The 17,552-nt window shown below is 72.9% G+C and carries 13 protein-coding genes; 6 read left to right on the top strand and 7 right to left on the bottom strand.

Annotation, left to right across the window (positions count from 1 at the left end):
- Positions 1-46 precede the first annotated feature (46 nt).
- From ACFXB5_RS12895 to ACFXB5_RS12885, 3 genes are all read left to right on the top strand, one after another.
- Positions 47-2,815, top strand: coding sequence for a YbhN family protein (locus tag ACFXB5_RS12895; RefSeq protein WP_385206232.1), 2,769 nt, complete (start codon positions 47-49; stop codon positions 2,813-2,815).
- Between the two features lie 199 nt (positions 2,816-3,014).
- Positions 3,015-4,523: an alpha/beta hydrolase gene (locus tag ACFXB5_RS12890; protein WP_385206229.1), complete on the top strand. Its 1,509-nt coding sequence runs from the start codon at positions 3,015-3,017 to the stop codon at positions 4,521-4,523.
- Between the two features lie 111 nt (positions 4,524-4,634).
- On the top strand, positions 4,635-6,239 hold the full coding sequence (locus tag ACFXB5_RS12885; protein ID WP_385206226.1) for an alpha/beta hydrolase: 1,605 nt from the start codon (positions 4,635-4,637) through the stop codon (positions 6,237-6,239).
- A 102-nt stretch (positions 6,240-6,341) separates the two neighbouring features.
- On the opposite strand, the gene moeZ is transcribed toward ACFXB5_RS12885, so the two are convergent.
- From moeZ to ACFXB5_RS12850, 7 genes are all read right to left on the bottom strand, one after another.
- Positions 6,342-7,520 (bottom strand): adenylyltransferase/sulfurtransferase MoeZ, encoded by a 1,179-nt coding sequence (gene moeZ / locus ACFXB5_RS12880; protein WP_201855285.1) that lies wholly within the window; start codon positions 7,518-7,520, stop codon positions 6,342-6,344.
- An 85-nt stretch (positions 7,521-7,605) separates the two neighbouring features.
- Positions 7,606-8,373 (bottom strand): spherulation-specific family 4 protein, encoded by a 768-nt coding sequence (locus ACFXB5_RS12875; RefSeq protein ID WP_385206223.1) that lies wholly within the window; start codon positions 8,371-8,373, stop codon positions 7,606-7,608.
- Positions 8,361-9,422, bottom strand: a complete 1,062-nt coding sequence (locus tag ACFXB5_RS12870) for an NAD-dependent epimerase/dehydratase family protein (protein WP_385206221.1) — start codon at positions 9,420-9,422, stop codon at positions 8,361-8,363. The genes ACFXB5_RS12875 and ACFXB5_RS12870 overlap by 13 nt, the downstream gene beginning before the upstream one ends.
- A gap of 171 nt (positions 9,423-9,593) precedes the next feature.
- Positions 9,594-11,192, bottom strand: coding sequence for a hypothetical protein (locus ACFXB5_RS12865; protein ID WP_385206218.1), 1,599 nt, complete (start codon positions 11,190-11,192; stop codon positions 9,594-9,596).
- A complete protein-coding gene (locus ACFXB5_RS12860) occupies positions 11,189-13,081 on the bottom strand; it encodes a DUF3492 domain-containing protein (RefSeq protein WP_385206215.1) in 1,893 nt (630 codons plus the stop codon). Before ACFXB5_RS12860 ends, ACFXB5_RS12865 begins: the two co-directional genes overlap by 4 nt.
- A gap of 203 nt (positions 13,082-13,284) precedes the next feature.
- Positions 13,285-14,865, bottom strand: a complete 1,581-nt coding sequence (locus tag ACFXB5_RS12855) for a DUF3152 domain-containing protein (protein WP_385206212.1) — start codon at positions 14,863-14,865, stop codon at positions 13,285-13,287.
- On the bottom strand, positions 14,789-15,823 hold the full coding sequence (locus ACFXB5_RS12850; protein WP_385206209.1) for an alpha/beta fold hydrolase: 1,035 nt from the start codon (positions 15,821-15,823) through the stop codon (positions 14,789-14,791). The genes ACFXB5_RS12855 and ACFXB5_RS12850 overlap by 77 nt, the downstream gene beginning before the upstream one ends.
- Before the next feature lie 250 nt (positions 15,824-16,073).
- Between ACFXB5_RS12850 and ACFXB5_RS12845 the strand changes: the two genes are divergently transcribed.
- From ACFXB5_RS12845 to ACFXB5_RS12835, 3 genes are all read left to right on the top strand, one after another.
- Positions 16,074-16,304 (top strand): hypothetical protein, encoded by a 231-nt coding sequence (locus ACFXB5_RS12845; RefSeq protein WP_385206207.1) that lies wholly within the window; start codon positions 16,074-16,076, stop codon positions 16,302-16,304.
- Between the two features lie 137 nt (positions 16,305-16,441).
- Positions 16,442-17,083 (top strand): TetR/AcrR family transcriptional regulator, encoded by a 642-nt coding sequence (locus ACFXB5_RS12840; RefSeq protein ID WP_385206204.1) that lies wholly within the window; start codon positions 16,442-16,444, stop codon positions 17,081-17,083.
- Positions 17,084-17,308: 225 nt separating this feature from the next.
- Complete coding sequence (locus tag ACFXB5_RS12835) at positions 17,309-17,536, top strand: DUF3107 domain-containing protein (RefSeq protein WP_385206201.1); 228 nt, start codon at positions 17,309-17,311, stop codon at positions 17,534-17,536.
- Positions 17,537-17,552 lie beyond the last annotated feature (16 nt).

Raw genomic sequence — 17,552 nt, 5'->3', positions numbered from 1 at the left:
CCCCCTCCGCAGCCCGGGCATGCCACCATCTTCCGGGCGGTGACTGGTGATACGAGATCAAGAAGAGACGGCGAAGCAGCAGGGTGCGCAGCCTCCGGAGGAGGAGGCCCGCACCCCGAAGGCGTTGCCGCACTCCACGACACCGTCCGGTCGGCCGGAGACAGAGGCCCCGGGCTCGGGGGATGACTGCGGCCCGGACGGACCGGAGGGCCATGTGGACCGGGTCTCCGGCGACGAGCCGCTGCTGCCGGCCCGCGTGCACCGCCCCTCCGATCTGCTGCGGACGCTGCTCGGGATCCTCGGCATGGCCGTCGTGCTCGCCATCGCGGCCTTCGCCCACGGCACCACCGCGGGTCTGGAGAAGGACATCGGGCACGGCGCCGACCAGGCGCCCCCGCTACTGATCGACTTCGCGGGGCTCACGGCCGGGGTGGCCGTCCTCGTCCTGCCGGTGGCCTTCGCCTTCGAGCGGCTGATCAAACGGGACGGCCTGCGGATCGCCGACGGCGTGCTGGCCGCGGTGCTGGCCCACGGGGTGTCCCTCGCCATGGACCTCTGGGTCGCCAGAGGTGCCCCCGGCTCGCTCCGCGAGGCCCTCACCCAGCCCGCCCCCGGCGGCACCTTCAGCGACCCCGTGCACGGCTATCTCGCCCCCGTCATCGCCTATATGACGGCCGTCGGCATGGCCCGGCGCCCGCGCTGGCGGGTGGCCATGTGGTGCGTGCTGCTGCTCGACGCCTTCGCGGTGCTCGTGGGCGGCTACACCACACCGTTCTCGATCATCCTTACGGTGCTCATCGGCTGGGCGGTGGCCTACGGCACGCTCTACGCGGTCGGCTCCCCCAATGTGCGCCCCACCGGCCAGCACCTGCTCGCCGGGCTGCGCCGGGTCGGTTTCAACCCGGTCAGCGCCATGCGCGCCGAGGAGCCCGAGGACGAGCACGGCCATGGCGACCGGGGCCGCCGCTATCTGGTCACCCTGGAGGACGGCCCGCCCCTGGACGTCACCGTCGTCGACCGGGAGCAGCAGGCCCAGGGCTTCTTCTACGGCGTCTGGCAGCGGCTGACCCTGCGGACGATCACCCCGCCCCGCAGCCTCCAGTCGCTGCGCCAGGCCCTGGAGCAGGAGGCGCTGCTCGCCTACGCGGCCATCGCGGCCGGGGCCAACGCGCCCAAGCTGATCGCCACCTCCGAGCTCGGCCCGGACGCCGTGATGCTCGTCTACGAGCACGTCGGCGGCCGACCGCTGCACGCCCTGCCGGACGAGGCGATCACCGACGAACTGCTGGCCGGGGCCTGGCACCAGGTCCAGGCGCTCCAGTCGCGGCGGATCGCCCACCGGCGGCTGGACAGCGACGCCCTGCTCATCGACCGCAACGGCACGGTCTTCCTGACCGATCTGCGCAGCGGCGAGATCGCGGCCGGTGACGTGGTACTGCGGATGGACATCGCACAGCTGCTGACCACCCTGGGCCTGCGGGTGGGCGCCGAACGCTCCGTGGCCGCCGCGGTGGAGGTCCTCGGCCCGGACGCGGTCGCCGGCAGCCTTCCGCTGCTGCAGCCCCTGGCACTCGGCCGGGGCACCCGCGCGACCCTGCGCCAGCTCGCGCGCGAGCGCGCCCAGCGGCACCGGGAGGCCGTCCTGGAGGCGTCCCACGCCGCCAAGGAGGCCAAGGAGGCCCGGGAGGCCGAGGCGAGAGAGGCACAGGAGGCCGCCGGGGGCCCGGAGGCGGCCGCCGGCGACCGTAAGACGGCCAAGGCCGAGAAGCAGGCGGAGAAGCGCGCCATCGAGGAGGCCCTGGAGGACGCCCGCGAGGAGGATCTGCTCTCCCAGATCCGGCAGCAGGTGCTGCTGGTGAGGCCCCAGGCTCCGATACAGCCCGAACGGCTGGAGCGCATCAAGCCGCGCACCCTGGTCAGCTTCTGCGCGGGGGCCTTCGCCGCGTACTTCCTGCTGTCCCAGTTCACCCATCTCAAGCTGGGCGCCCTGGTCGGCGAGGCCAACTGGATCTGGGTCATCTTCGCGCTCGTCTTCTCCGCGCTCACGTATCTGGCCGCGGCGCTGAGCCTGCTCGGCTTCGTCCCGGAGAAGGTGCCCCTCGGGCGTACGGTGCTGGCACAGGTGGCCGCCTCGTTCGTGAAGCTGGTGGCGCCCGCGGCGGTCGGCGGGGTCGCCCTCAACACCCGCTTCCTCCAGCGCGCGGGGGTGCGGCCGGGACTCGCGGTGGCCAGTGTGGGCGCCTCCCAGCTGTTCGGGCTCGCCAGCCATATCGTGCTGCTGCTGACCTTCGGCTACATCACCGGCACCGAGCGCACCCCGGCGCTCTCGCCGTCCCGGACAGTGATCGCCGGGCTGCTGACGGCCGCCGTTCTGGTGCTGGTGGTGACCGCCATTCCGGTGCTGCGGAAGTTCGTGTCCACCCGGGTGCGGTCGCTGTTCGCGGGCGTCGTCCCGCGCATGCTGGACGTGCTCCAGCGGCCCAAGAAGCTGCTCGCCGGCATCGGCGGCACCCTGCTGCTGACCGCCGCGAACGTGATGTGCCTCGACTCCGCGATCCGGGCGTTCGGCGGTGAGCTGAGCTACGCGAGCATCGCCGTCGTCTTCCTCGCGGGCAACGCCCTGGGGTCGGCGGCGCCCACCCCCGGCGGTGTGGGCGCGGTCGAGGCCGCCCTGATCGCGGGTCTGACCTTCGCCGGGCTGCCGTACGAGACGGCGGCGCCCGCGGTGCTGCTCTTCCGGCTGATGGTCTTCTGGCTGCCGGTGCTGCCCGGCTGGGTGGCCTTCACCCACCTCACCCGCAAAGCGGCGCTGTAGCGCCGTTGCCCGCCCGCGAAAGGGCGCTGTAGGGCTCGCCCGCGATGAGGCGCCGTAGCGCCCGTAGAGGCCCCGCTGGAGCCCTCCCGCGGTCGCCCGGACACCCAGGCCCTCCCCTCACCCGTACGCCCCCGCTGTGCGCGCGTGTGGCGGCCACGGACCTCACGATGGCGGTACCCCCACCCATGGGAGAGCCGCCGTGTCCCGACCTCTGCGCCTCGGTGCGCTGTCCGCCGCCCTGCTGCTGGCCGCCCTGGCCGCCGGATGCGGTGGCGACGGTGGACGGCCGGACACCTCGGCCCACCAGAAGCTGGACTGGGCCGGCTGCCCCGCCCCCTCCTCGAGCCAGGACGCGACCGCCACCAAGGCGCCGGGCGGGGAGTGGGAGTGCGCGACGCTCCATGTGCCGCTGGACTACCGCAAGCCGCACGGCAAGACCATCGGCATCGCCATGATCCGCGCCAAGGCCACCGACCGGCGCCACCGGCTCGGCTCGCTCATCTTCAACTTCGGCGGCCCCGGCGGCTCGGGCGTGGCCACCCTCCCGGCGCTCGCGGGCAGCTACAAGCAACTGCGCACCCGCTACGACCTGGTCAGCTTCGACCCGCGCGGGGTCGGTCGCAGCAGCGGGGTGCGCTGCCTCCCGGACCGGCAGCTCGACGCCTACTACGCCGCCGACTCCACCCCGAACGACAGCGCCGAGGTGAAGAGCCTGGTCCGCCGGGTCAAGACCTACGCCGCCGGATGCGAGAAGAACTCCGGCACGATCCTGCCGTACGTCGGCACCACCAACGCCGCCCGTGACATGGATCTCATGCGGCGCGTCCTCGGCGACAAGAAGATGCACTATTTCGGCGTCTCCTACGGCACCGAACTCGGCGGCGTCTACGCCCATCTGTACCCGAAGCAGGTGGGGCGCGCCCTCTTCGACGGGGTCGTGGACCCCATGCAGACGCCCGAACAGGGCGCGCTCGGCCAGGCCAAGGGGTTCCAGCGCGCCCTCGACGACTATCTGAAGGCATGCACCAGGACCAGCGTCTACAGCTGCCCCACCCAGAACCGGATCCGCACGCTGCTGAAGCGGCTCGACGGCCGTCCGGTGCGCGGCTACAGCGGCCGGAAGCTGACCGAGTCCCTGGCCGACGGAGGCATCGCGCAATCCCTGTACTCGCGGGAGTACTGGCAGTACCTCACCCAGGGGATCGCCGCCGCCCAGCAGGGCGACGGCAGGATCCTGCTGGCCCTGGGGGACGCCATGAACGGACGCGGCCCGGACGGCCGCTACAGCACCCTCCAGTCCGCCCTTACCGCCATCACCTGCGCCGACTTCGAGCAGCGCTATACGGTCCCGGACATCGAGCGGAAGCTGCCCACCTTCCGTAAGGTCTCCCCCGTCTTCGGCGACATGATGGCGTGGGGCCTGACCCAGTGCACCGACTGGCCGGTCCGGGGCGCCTGGACCACACCCGACGTGAGCGCGAAGGGGGCCGCGCCGATCCTGGTCGTCGGCAACACCGGTGACCCGGCGACCCCGTACGAGGGTGCCGCGCGGATGGCGAAGGAGCTGGGGCCCGGGGTCGGCGTCCAGCTCACCTACAAGGGCGAGGGCCATGGGGCGTACGACAGCGGCAACGCCTGTGTCCGAAAGACGGTCAACGCCTATCTGCTGCAGGGCACGGTGCCGCCGAAGGGCAAGGTCTGCACCTAGGCCCAGGTCCGCGCCCAGACCCGCCGCACCCCGGCCGACCTCACGAATCGTGACGGCTTTGAGAAGAACCACAGGCGATTCCGTCCCCGCCTCCTCATAGGATCTCCGGATATGCCGAGTTCCTCACGCACCATACGGACCAGGGCGCTGGTCTCCATGACCGCCGTGGTCACCCTCCTCGCCGTCGCGGGCTGCGACGACGACGGGGGAAACGAGCAGGGCAAGGCGTCGTCCGAGCCCTCGGCGTCGGCCCCGGCCGCGCCTTCGGATTCCGGGCTGCCGGGCTCGCTCACGGGTCAGAAGCTCAACTGGTCGTCCTGTCCCGCCCCGACCGCGATGCAGGGCACCGGTGAGAAGCCGGGAAGCGAGTGGGAATGCGCCACTCTCAAGGCGCCGCTGGACTACGCGAAGCCCAGAGGCGAAACGATCGATCTGGCCATGATCCGCGCCAAGGCCACCGGATCGGGCAAGCGCATCGGCTCCCTGGTGTTCAATTTCGGCGGACCCGGCGGCTCCGGTGTCTCCTCGCTCCCCGGTTTCGCCTCCGCCTACGACACCCTGCGCTCACGCTATGACCTGGTGAGCTTCGATCCGCGCGGGGTCGGCGAGAGCGCCGGGGTGCGGTGCCAGAGCGACGCGGAGATCGACGCCTCGGACGCCGTGGACAGCACGCCGGACGACGACGCCGAGGTCAAGACCGCGATGGCGGACTCCAAGGCGTTCATCAAGGGCTGTGAGAAGCGTTCCGGCAAGGTGCTCGGCCATGTGGACACCGTGAGCGCCGCGCGTGACATGGACCTCATGCGGCAGGTGCTGGGCGACGACAAACTGTCGTACTTCGGCATCTCCTACGGCACCGAACTCGGCGGCGTCTACGCCCATCTGTACCCGAAGAGGGTGGGACGCGCGGTCCTGGACGCCGTGGTCGACCCCACCGAGGACCCCGAGCAGGGCTCCTACGGCCAGGCGAAGGGCTTCCAGCTCGCGCTCGACAACTACCTCAAGGACTGCGCCAAGAAGGGCCTGGCCTGCCCGACCGGCGGCGACCCGGCGGCGGGCGCCGGCCGGATCGCGGCCTTCCTGAAGAAGCTCGACAAGAAGCCGCTGTCCACCGAGAGCGGCCGCAAGCTCACCCAGGACGGGGCGCTGGGCGGTATCGCCGCCGCCCTCTACGACAAGGAGAGCTGGAAGTACCTGACGCTCGGGCTGCAGGAGGCGATGCAGCTCGAGGAGGGCAACATGCTGCTCGCGATGGCCGATTCGATGTCCGGCCGCGACGAGAACGGCCACTACAGCAACATCAACGCCGCCAACGCGGCCATCAACTGCGTGGACGACAGGCAGCGTTACACGGTGACCGATGTGAAGGCCCAGCTGCCGCGCTTCCGTAAGGCGTCACCGGTCTTCGGCGAGTATCTGGCCTGGGGCATGCTCGGCTGCACCGGCTGGCCGGTGGACGGCACCACGGACACCCCGGACGTCAGCGCCGAGGGCTCGGCGCCGATCCTCGTGGTCGGCAACACCGGAGACCCGGCCACCCCGTACGAGGGGGCCCGGAAGATGGTCCAGGAGCTGGGCAAGGGCGTGGGCGTCGAGGTCACCTACAAGGGGCAGGGCCATGGCGCGTACAACAGCGGCAACGCCTGTATGACGAAGACCGTGAACGCCTATCTCCTGGACGGGAAGGTGCCCGCGGGCGGCAAGACCTGCCGCTGAGGCTCTCGCGGCAGCCGTAAGGGGGCCGACGACAGCCGTAAGGGGGCCGGATCGCCGTCGGCGCGGCGGTCCGGCCCCCTTACGGGCGGTGCGTACCGGAGATCAGTAGACCGGCTTGTCGGGCTCGATCTGGTTGACCCAGCCGATCACGCCACCGCCCACATGGACGGCGTCGGAGAAGCCCGCGGACTTCAGGACGGCCAGGACTTCCGCCGACCGGACACCCGTCTTGCAATGCAAGACGATCTTCTTGTCCTGCGGAAGGTCCTGGAGGGCGCCGCCCATCAGGAACCCGTCCTTCGGGATCAGCCGGGCGCCGGGGATCGAGACGATCTCGTACTCGTTCGGCTCGCGGACATCGATGATGTCGATGTTCTCGCCGTCGTCGATCCACTCCTTGAGCTGCTTGGGAGTGATCGTCGAACCAGCCGCCGCCTCCTGGGCCTCGTCCGACACCACACCGCAGAACGCCTCGTAGTCGATCAGCTCGGTGACGGTCGGGTTCGGGCCGCAGACCGCGCAGTCCGGGTCCTTGCGGACCTTGACCTGGCGGTAGGTCATCTCCAGGGCGTCGTAGATCATCAGACGGCCGACCAGCGGGTCCCCGGTGCCGGTGAGCACCTTGATGGCCTCGGTGACCTGGATGGAGCCGATGGACGCGCACAGCACGCCCAGCACGCCGCCCTCGGCGCAGGAGGGAACCATGCCGGGCGGCGGGGGCTCCGGGTACAGGCAGCGGTAGCAGGGACCGTGCTCGGACCAGAAGACCGACGCCTGGCCGTCGAAGCGGTAGATCGAACCCCACACGTACGGCTTGTTCAGCAGCACGCACGCGTCGTTGACCAGATAGCGGGTGGCGAAGTTGTCGGTGCCGTCCACGATCAGGTCGTACTGGGAGAAGATCTCCATCACGTTGTCCGCCTCGAGGCGGCCCTGGTGCAGCACGACGTTCACGTACGGGTTGATGCCGAGGACCGTGTCACGGGCGGACTCCGCCTTGGACCGGCCGATGTCCGCCTGGCTGTGGATGATCTGGCGCTGCAGGTTGGACTCGTCGACCTCGTCGAACTCCACGATGCCGAGGGTGCCCACGCCTGCCGCGGCGAGGTACATCAGGGCGGGGGAGCCGAGGCCGCCCGCGCCCACACAGAGCACCTTGGCGTTCTTCAGCCGCTTCTGCCCGTCCATCCCGACATCGGGGATGATCAGATGGCGCGAGTACCTGCGGACCTCGTCGACGGTGAGCTCGGGAGCCGGCTCGACCAGGGGTGGCAGCGACACGGGGACTCCGTAAGGGGAGGGAGCAGACGGTTCACCCCCGCGTGAGCGGGGTGGTTTTCTTCTCGTAACACTGCCACGCCCCATCTCATTCCATGACACGTGGTCCGAGTCGCGAGACGATTTCGTCCCAGTAGCCGGGCAGGGCCGTCCAGGGGGAATCGGTACAGGTCCGCCCGTCCGGATGGGCCGTACGGTCGGTGAAGTAGATCGTGCCCGCGCCCTGCCAGCGGGCGATCCTCAGCGCTTCCTCAAGATGCCGGCGGGGAACGCCGTGCACCTGGTGGCAGAACCGTTCGGGCGGATACCCGGCGGTCCACTCGGCCACCTGGGACCAACGATAGTCGGGCCACGAGCCCCGGAAGGTCACCAGCTGATCGGCGAGCTCCATATAGCCCTCATGCGGATGGATGCCCTGGCCGAGCACCAGATAGGCCCCGCCCAGCAGCGCGCGCAGCGTGGCCGCCGTACGGCGGACCTCCGGCAGTCCGGGGCGGTCCACCGGGCAGCGCTCCAGGCAGAAGCCGTCGACCTGGTACCAGTCCAGGAAGTGGTTCGCGTCACTGATCACCTCGCCGAAGGGGCGGGTGCCGCACCGCAGGTCGAGATGGCCCAGCACCCGTACGCCCGTGGCACGCAGCCGGGCCGCCGCCGTAAGGCAGTGCGGATCCCTGCGCGAGCCGGGGCCGCGGGCGACATTGAGGACCGCCCAGTGCAGGGGCGCGCCGGGGCGGGTGAGCTCGGCCCACTCGGTGGGCGCCACCAGGGGGTGGGCGTAGCCGGGCACTCCGAAGCCCAGCCGGGCGGCGGTGGCCGGGACCTCGTGCCCGGGGTCCGCGGGGATCAGATGCGACATGCCGCCTCCATCCAGATGTCGGCGAGCGACTCCTCCAGCGGGATCCTCGATCGCCAGCCGAGCCGGTCGCGGGCGGTGCGCACATCGGCCTGCTGCCAGCTGCCGCAGCCGTCCGGGTAGGGGTAGGTGGCGCCGGCGCCCGCCGGGCCGCCGCCGTGCTCGCCCGCCACCTGGGGGTGGGCGGATGCGTGGCCGTGGGCGGTGGCATGGCTGTGGGCCGCGCCATGGGGATGGGCGGGCGCCGGGACGTGGGCCGCGGCGGCCGGGACGTGATGCGGCCCCCCGCGCCCCGGCGGGGTATCGATCTCGTGCAGAGCACCGCCGAAGCCCGCCACCCTGGCGAGCACGGAGGCCGCCTCGCGCAGCCTTACGGCGCGCCCGCTGCCGATGTTGACCACGCCCTGCGCGGCCGACAGCGAGGCCGCGTGGACCGCCCGCGCCACGTCCCGTACGTCCACGAAGTCGCGCTGCACGCCCAGGCCGCTCAGCTTGAGCTCGCTCTCCCCGGACTGCATCGCGCGCCGCATCGCCTCCGCGAGCCGCCCCAGCGGCGAACCGGCCGGGGTGCCGGGCCCCACGGGCGAGAAGACCCGCAGCACCACCGCGTCCAGCCCGGAGCCCAGCACCAGCTCGGTCGCGGCGAGCTTGCTCACGCCGTACGGGCCGCCGGGGCGCGGCACGGCGTCCTCGGCGGTCGACGAGCCGGGCTGCGAGGGCCCGTACTCGGAGGAGCAGCCGATCTGGACGAGGCGGGCGCCGCAGCCGCTGCGGCGCAGCGACTCGCAGACAGTGGCCACGGCGACGGTGTTGTGCCGGGTGAGCTCGCGCGCCCCGCCACGGGTCGCCCCGGCGCAGTTGATCACGACGCCTGGGTGGACCGCGTTGAGGAAGCGGGTGAGCGCGCCCGGACTGCCGTTGGAGAGGTCGAACCGCACATCGGCGTCGTCGCCGCGGCCGAGCGCGGTGAGCTGGACGGCGGGGTCGGCGAGCAGGTGTTCGGCCACATAGCGGCCGAGGAATCCGCCGGACCCGAGCAACAGGACTCTCATCGGTCGCGCCTCCCCGTACCGGCGCGCTGATCGGTCATGTCGCAGCTCATGTGGTTGCTCCTCGGACTCATTGAGGGGGAAGGACGGGGGGTGGCGGGTTCGGTGGGCGCCTTACGGGGGCGGTGGGCCCCTTACGGGCACGGTGGACGCCTTACCGGCGCGGTGGACGCCTTATGGGGCGCGGTCCGGGGCAGTGCGGGTCGTACGGGTGTCACGGGCGGGCCGGGCGGTACGCGCACCGGGGTCGCCGTGGGCGGAGGCCCGGCACAGGGCGCCGAACGCGTGGATCAGCAGGACGAGCGTGGCGGCGCCGCAAGCGGCCACGGGGACGGCGGCCGTGCCCTGGGCGGCGGCCAGCCGTGCCACGGGCTCCCCGAGCGGCGCGGCGCCCGGCAGCCGGGCGGCCGCCGCCGTCGCCAGGGCCGCGGCCTGGACCGCGCAGGCCACGGCAAGGCCGCTGAGCGCGGCCCTCCGGAAGCCGTGGACGGCGAGCAGCCGGGCGAGGAACAGCAGCCCGCAGAGCGCCACGACGGCGGCCTCGGCCGTCGAGAGGGGCGCGGCGGCGGGAGGCGATCCGGGCACCGTGAGCCGGGCCGCGGGCACCAGGGCCGCCAGAGCGCAGAGGAAGGCCGTCACCACGCTCGCGAACAGCGGGCGCACCCCCGCCGCGAACTCCTCGAGACCACGGCTGACCGCCAGCCTGCGGCGCGCCCTCACGGCGAACCAGCGGGCGCACCACGCGGCGGGCGCGGCGGCCAGGGCGAGGAGCACGGCGGCCTCGGCCGCGGGCGCCGCGTCGTAAGGGCGGCGTCCGTCGAGGAGCCCGGTGAGCAGCCAGTCCCCGGCGGCGGCGTACCCGAGCAGCCAGCCGATGCCGAAGGCGTGCGCGAGACGGCCCCCGCGCCCGCTCCCACGGACGCGCAGGGGGCCGCGGCGCAGACACAGCCACAGGGCGATGAGCGTCAGGGCGGCGCCGCCCGCGCCCAGGCCGAGGCCGACGGTGGCGTCCTTACGGATGGCATCGACGCGGAAGGCAGCGGACGCCGTCGCCGCGCACAGGGCGCCCGGCAGCAGCCACAGCGCCGCGAGTGTCAGCCGCACTGCCGGCGCGCGCCCCGGGGCGGGGACGGCCGGGGGCGCGGGCTCCTCGGCTCGCGGCACCCGGGCGTACAGCTCCTCGGCGAGCGAGAAGACATCGCGGTGCCGGAAGCGCGCGGCGGTGCGGTCCGTCACACCGTGGGCCTCCAGCCCGGCGGCGATCTCCAGCGGATCGACGGCGCGGGCGCACAGGTCGTGGTGGCGGTGCATCAGCGCCCGCACCGGATCGGCGGGCCCGCGCCGCCCCTTCGCGGCGGCGGTGCGCGGGGACGCCTCGTCCGGCCGCCGGGAGACCGGCACCCGGGCGGCCCCGGACAGGGCGGCGAGGCCGTGGTCGGGGGCGAAGCCGCTATCGGAGGCAGGACCACGGTCCGAAACGGGGCCGCGATCGGAGGCAGGGCCACGACCGGAGGCGAGGCCACGATCCGAGACGGGGCCTCGGTCCGAGGCGAGGCGGCGGTCCGAGGCGAGGCGGCGGTCCGAAACGGGGCCACGATCGGAGACGGGGCCGCAGTCCGAGGCGAGCCCGCGATCGGAAGCAAGGCCGCGATCAGAAGCAAGGCCGCAGTCCGAGGCGAGCCCGCGATCGGAGACGGGGCCGCGACCCGAGGCCGAGCCGCGAGCGGAGGAGGCCGGGTCGAACGGGCCGTTCCACCGGGGAGGCGTGGTCATGCGCCCTCCTCGGACGGGCGCGGGCCCACGCCCAGCGGCTCGCGTGGCGGTGGACCCGCCCAGGTGGGGGTGTGCTCCGGGGCGGGGCGGGAGGCGGCCGGGCCGGGCGGCCGGTGCCCGAAGTCGTCACCGTCGCGCCCCGCGGTCCAGCGCCCCGGCACATGGGCCTCGGCGGGGCGGGCGAACGGCAGCGGCCCGCCGCCCTCGCCGACCTCCTCGCGCGGCACCGGGCAGTGCGACATCAGCTCCAGATAGATTCCGCGAAAGGCCGCGACGTTCTGCTCGACCGTGAACAGCTCCAGCGCACGGGCGCGCGCGGCGGCGCCCAGGCGCGCACAGCGCTCGGCGTCGCTCAGCAGCGCCAGGCACGCGTCCGCGAGCGCCCGGGGATTGCGCGGGGGCACCACGAGGCCGGTGCCGCCGATGACCTCGCACACCGCGCCCACGTCCGTGGACACCGTGGCCCGCCCGCAGAACATCGCCTCGACCAGCCCGACCGGAAAGCCCTCGACCACGCTGGACAGCACCACGACACCGCCCGCCCCATAGGCGTCGGCCAGGGTCGGCACCTCGGGGTCGCCGAGCCGCTCGAAGGAGACCGGGCTGTCACCGGCGGAGTGGGCGTCCGCCGCCTCGTCGGGGAAGAGATGGTCGGCCAGCGCCCGGCAGTGGGCCGGATAGCCGTCCGGCTCCGGGTCCTCGCCGCGCCGGGTCTCGACGATCCTCAGCCGGGCGTCCGGCTGCCACCGGCGCACTTCGGCGAAGGCGTGCAGCAGCGCGATGACGTCCTTGGGCGGTTCGATCCGGCCCACCCACACCAGCGTCCGGTCGTCGCCTTCGGACGGGGCCGCCCCCTGCTCGCCGACCTCCGCGAACCGGGCGGCGTCCATGCCCGGGTAGACGGTGCGCAGCCGCTCCCGGTCGGCGCCGCACCGTTCCTGCCAGCGGCGGGTGTGCGTATTGCCGGGGGTGATCAGATCCGCCCGCGCGTATGCCTCGGCGGCCAGCCGGCCGTGGAACGCGGTCAGCAGGGACCGTACGGGCCCGGAGAGCGGCCGTCCGCCCTCCGCACCCGCCGCACCGGTCGCACCGGCCGCACCCGCCAGATAGCACTCGCGCAGCCGTACGCCGTACTCGGTGAGCAGCAGCGGGGTGCCGAAGCGGCGCTTGGCCAGCAGCCCGGGGAGCACGGCCGCGCCGCCGGTCGCGGCGTGGCACAGATCCACCCCGGCCAGCCCCGGATCGCCTCCGGCCCCGTCGCCGTACCAGTCGAGCGACAGCGGGCGCAGTGCGCGCTCCAGGGCCTCGGTGACGGTCAGCAGATCGGCGACCCGCACCCGCTGCGCGCCGTGCGGCGCCCCGAGGGTGCGGCAGGCCCGCTCCAGCGTCCTTACGGCGTCCTCGGAGCGGAGCGCGCCGGACAGTCCGCCGTACTCCCCCGCCAGGTCCGCGAGGCCGTGGAGTCCATAGGCGAAACGGTCCGCCTGGTCCGTGGAGCACCCGGGCACACCGGAGCCCTGAGCCACGCCGGAGGCCTGAGGCGCACCAGAGCCCTGAGCCACACCGGAGCCCTGAGCCACGCCGGAACCGTAAGGCGCGCTGATCCCCGCGGCCAGCTCCCCGAAGTGCTCGGCGAACCGCCGCCGCTGCCGGCGGCCGCCCCACCCGCCCCGCCGGGGCTCGGGCTCTCCCCACAGCGGCGCCGCGCACACCCGGCCGACGTGCCGTGGCAGCTCGCCCCAGCCCGCACCCTCCTGACCGGGGTCGCGGCTGAGCGCGTACACCTCGAACTCATGCTGGGCGAGCCCGCGCACCAGCCGGTCGCACCACACCCGCGCATCACCGGTCGCATACGGATAGCCACCCTCCGTAAGCAGTCCCACGCGCATGAGCGCACCCCCGATCTCCCAAACGGGCCGTTCGTCTGCCGCCGTCACCGGCGGCGGCCGCCGTCAGGCAGCGGGAGCACGTTATGCGCGCAGGGCCATGGCGCGATGGACGGTTGTCCGTCGCACCACCGGAAGGGGTGAACGCACGTGACCTATCGGGAATTCATGCGTTGCGAGGCGCTATATGGGCCGGTACGGGCCCATCAGCCCTTGGGGAACGGCCACGCGTTGGGGCGGCAGGTGGCGCCGTCCGTCGACAGGAACTTGGTCTGCTGCATCATCACCGGCGCGAGCGCGCCCTGCTTGGAGCAGATCTCGTGGTTGTGGCCGAGACGGTGGCCCACCTCGTGGTTGATGAGCATCTGGCGGTAGGAGTGCATCTTGTCGTCGCCGAAGGTCGTGGCGCCCTGCGCCCACCGATAGGCGTTGATCATGACGCGCTCGGTGGAGGCCGAGTCGCAGGAGACGTTGTCCTCGGTGGTGTCCAGGCCGGACTTGGCGCACCACGCCGCCGTGGTCCCGGGGCTCGCGAGGGTGATCACGAAGTCCGCATGCCCGGACGAGACCCGCTCGAAGGTGCGAACGCCGCCATGCCCCCAACTGCGGTCGTCGTTCAGCGTCTTGTGCACGGCCTCGGCGAACAGCTCGCCGTCGAGCGGCAGCCCCTTCTCCACATCGACGCGGTAGCGCAGCACCTGGCCGCGGCCGGGCGCCTTGTCGCGCCCGCCGACGGTCTGGAAGGCGCCGGATCCGCGCAGCTTGGCGTCGAGCGGAAAGAGGGCCGCCATCTTCTCGTCATAGGTGACGGGGGCGGGCGAGTCCGCCGAGCGGGCCGCACCGCGGCCGTCGTCGGCGTGGGAGCCGCGGGAGGAGGCGTCGTCGCCGCGCTCCGAGCCGCCCTGGGCCTGTGTCTTACCGCCGCCGCCCTGCGGTCCGCTCGCGACCTGTCCGGCCACCACGACGGCCAGCACGGTGGTCACGGCCGCGGCGGCGACACCGGTGAACGTGCGCCCCTTACCGCCCTTGGCGACACCGCGCGCCCCCTTGCCCGGGGGCTCCTGCTCGTCGTCGTCCGGTCCGCTCCCGCCGTCGCCGCCGGAACCGCCGCCGATCCCCCCGGAGGGGGTGGCCGCCCGCTGCGTACGGCGTTGCGGGGGCACTCCGCCCGGCGCACCGGCGGCGAAGACGTCGTCGCCGTCGCAGTCCACGGCGTCGGGAGTGTCGAACGCGTCGACGTACTCCTTGCGCGGGCCGGGCATCAGACCGGCCGCGCCGCCCGTGCCGCCCGTGGTCGGGCGCTGCGGCGGGTTCATGGTGCGCATGCCGTAAGGGGGCCGCTGACCGCCGGGACCGACGGGTCCACCGGGGCCTCTGAGCCCACCCGGACCGCCGCCGCGGCCACCGACCGCGCCCCAGCCGCCGCCCGCCTCGCGCTGCTCGGGATGTCCGCCCCTGGTGCGCGCGGCGGGCCCGCCGGCTCCGTAAGGCAGTCTCGGCACGCCCTGCGGCGGAGTGACCCCGGGGTCCGGGGCGCCGGGTCCCGGTGCGGCCCGGCGGCGCCCGGAACCCGGTCTGCCACCCTCGGCCGCGGGGGCCTCACCGGACGCGCCGTACTCGACGAACTCGGGGCCCGAACCCTGCCCCTGGCCGGAGCCCGCCGCGGAGGGCCGGCGCTCCCGGCCCTCCTGGCTGCCACGTGCGCTGTGTTTACCCACGCGCCGCACCGCTCCCGTCCGCGCCGGACACCGGTACGGCCCCCCGCGCCTCCCGGCTGTCCCGGTCATCTCGTTGATCAACGTCGTCGAGCAGCTCGCGCATCCCGCGCGCCACCGCTTCGGGATACTCCATCATCGCGACATGCCCGGCGTCCAACAGCGTCAACAGACGCGAGTCGCGGAAGGTGGCGTTGGCCCGATCCGCCATCCTTACGGACACCAACTGGTCGCGGCCGCCGTAGACGAGCAGCGTCGGGGCGAGCACCCGCTCGGCCTGACGCCACAGGGAGTGCTGACCGCCCAGGGTGTACGAGTCGACGACACCGCGTGCCGAGCGGGTGAGCGCGTCCCAGAAGTACGGGAGGGTGAGCCGCCGTTCGAACTCCTCCACCGCGTAGGCGAAAGCCTCCCGGGTGACCAGGGACGGATCGCCGAAGGTGAGCATCATCACCTCGCGGGTGCGCCGCTCCGCGTCCCAGTCTCTGGTCAAGCGGGTGAACAGCCGGGTCACCCCGGGCACCGCGAGCAGGCCGGTCGGCACCGCGGTGCGCTGCGGGCGTAGTTCGGGCAGCGCGGGCGAGACGAGCGTGAGGGTGCGCACCAGATCGGGCCGCACCGCGGCGACGCGGGTGGTGATCGCGCCGCCCATCGAATTGCCGACCAGATGGACCGGCCCGCGGTCCTGCGCGTCGAGGTAGCGGATCACGGCGCGGGCATGGCCGGTTATCGAGTAGTTGCCGTCGTCCGGCGGCGGGGAGTCACCGAAGCCGGGGAGGTCGAGCGCCTCGCCCTCCACCCGGTCGGCGAGCAGCTCCATGAGCGCGGACCAGTTCTGCGAGGAGCCGCCGAGGCCGTGGACGAAGAGCGCGGGCGGCAGCCCGGAGGCGGACGGCGGACGGCAGCGCACGGTCATCGTGAGCCCCGGAAGGGCGGCGGTCCGCAGCTTCTCCCCCGCCCCGACCCGCACGGACCTCGCGGGCGGCACCGCCGCGACGATGCGGGCTTCCGGCGGCTCGGTCGAAGACATGCGGCAATGTTACGAGACGATCACGCGCGCGACCGTGTGTTCACGCTCACAGACCACGTAGCGTCCGAAAGTGACCTCTCCTAGGCTCGTAAGACACAGGGGCGATCACCTTGCCACTGGCTCACCACCGGATGGCCGCCACTGGGCAGCCGTCGGTGGAAAGCCGCCGTAAGTGGGAACCCATCACTGGCGCCCACCACTGGCGAACCACCGGTGCGAAGCCGCCACAGGGAACAGGGAAGGGGAGTACATGTCCATCGACCCAACCGACCCCGACACCTTCGAGGACTCCGTGGAGAACATCGACGAAGCCGCCGCGCGCGACGTCGAGGCTCCCGAGGCGGACGCCGTCGAACAGCACCGCGAGGTGATCTCCCGCCGCGACGAACGGCCCAGGGCCGACGAGTCCATGGAAGCCAACGAGGCCGACCGGGCGGAACAGGCACGGATCGTCGAGGAGAACGAGGAGGACTACCGGTGACCAGCGTCATTTATGGGCTTTTCATAGAGTCCGGTACGTGAAATTCTCCGCACGAACAGCGCGCCGCACTGTTACCCAAAAGTACGATGGCGGGCGCGATGGACATCGTGCACAGGGATCATTCATTGGGAGGCGGCGTGACAGCCATCGAGCAGACCGAGGCGCGCCCACGGGGTACGCGCCTGCCGCGCCGAGCCCGACGTAATCAGCTGCTGGGGGCGGCTCAGGAGGTCTTTGTCGCGCAGGGCTACCACGCGGCCGCGATGGATGACATCGCCGAGCGCGCCGGGGTCAGCAAGCCAGTGCTGTACCAGCACTTCCCGGGCAAGCTGGAGCTGTATCTGGCCCTGCTCGACCAGCACTGCGACGCCCTGCTCCAGGCGGTGCGCACCGCGCTCGCCTCGACCACCGAGAACAAGCAGCGCGTCGCGGCGACCATGGAGGCGTACTTCGCCTACGTCGAGGAGGAAGGCGGCGCCTTCCGGCTCGTCTTCGAGTCGGATCTGACCAATGAGCCCGCGGTGCGCGAGCGCGTGGACCGCGTCTCGCTGCAGTGCGCCGAGGCGATCTGTGAGGTCATCGCCGAGGACACCGGGCTGTCCCGGGACGAGTCGATGCTGCTGGCCGTGGGCCTCGGCGGGGTGTCCCAGGTGGTCGCGCGCTACTGGCTCTCCAGTGAGAGCGCCGTGCCGCGGGACTCCGCTGTGCAGTTGCTCACCTCGCTGGCCTGGCGGGGTATCGCGGGCTTCCCGCTGCACGGGGCCGAGGGCGGCCACTGAGCGGGACCGCCGAGCGGACCCGCTGAGCGCGGCGGGGCGGATGGGCGCGGCCACTCAGCGGCCGGGGACCGTTCCCGGCCGCGAAGAGGCGTGTTCGCGGTGGCGGGCGTGTTCGCTGCCGGCGTGCGCCCGCGGCCCCCGGCGGGTGTCCCGGCCCGGCTAGTGTGTGCTGGGTACAGCGCGGATGGCCGCGCTACCCCAGTTGACCGTCGGAGGGACAAGGCCGTGGAGGTCAAGATCGGCGTGCAGCACGCGCCCCGCGAGATCACCTTGGAGAGCGGGCAGTCTGCCGAGGAGGTCGAGCGCCTGGTGGCCGAGGCGCTCGGCGGCAAGACTCAGGTGCTGACCCTGGAGGACGCCCACGGCCGTAAGGTCCTGGTCCCGTCCGACCGGCTCGCCTACGTCGAGCTCGGCGAGCCGTCCGCCCGCAAGGTCGGTTTCGGCGCGGCCTGAGGATTCACCCCCAGCC

It is taken from the genome of Streptomyces sp. NPDC059455, from assembly GCF_042750115.1.
In the GTDB taxonomy this organism is placed as follows: Bacteria; Actinomycetota; Actinomycetes; order Streptomycetales; family Streptomycetaceae; genus Streptomyces; species Streptomyces endocoffeicus.
The sequence above is the reverse complement of the archived record's forward strand: the minus strand, read 5'-3'. Positions and strand labels throughout refer to the sequence as shown.

Excerpts from the sequence above, each read along its gene's own strand:
- ACFXB5_RS12885 (WP_385206226.1), top strand. The coding sequence starts at position 4,635 with ATGCCGAGTTCCTCACGCACCATACGGACCAGGGCGCTGGTCTCCATG.
- ACFXB5_RS12875 (WP_385206223.1), bottom strand. The coding sequence starts at position 8,373 with ATGTCGCATCTGATCCCCGCGGACCCCGGGCACGAGGTCCCGGCCACC.
- ACFXB5_RS12870 (WP_385206221.1), bottom strand. The coding sequence starts at position 9,422 with ATGAGAGTCCTGTTGCTCGGGTCCGGCGGATTCCTCGGCCGCTATGTG.
- ACFXB5_RS12865 (WP_385206218.1), bottom strand. The coding sequence starts at position 11,192 with ATGACCACGCCTCCCCGGTGGAACGGCCCGTTCGACCCGGCCTCCTCC.
- ACFXB5_RS12860 (WP_385206215.1), bottom strand. The coding sequence starts at position 13,081 with ATGCGCGTGGGACTGCTTACGGAGGGTGGCTATCCGTATGCGACCGGT.
- ACFXB5_RS12855 (WP_385206212.1), bottom strand. The coding sequence starts at position 14,865 with ATGACCGGGACAGCCGGGAGGCGCGGGGGGCCGTACCGGTGTCCGGCG.
- ACFXB5_RS12850 (WP_385206209.1), bottom strand. The coding sequence starts at position 15,823 with ATGTCTTCGACCGAGCCGCCGGAAGCCCGCATCGTCGCGGCGGTGCCG.
- ACFXB5_RS12845 (WP_385206207.1), top strand. The coding sequence starts at position 16,074 with ATGTCCATCGACCCAACCGACCCCGACACCTTCGAGGACTCCGTGGAG.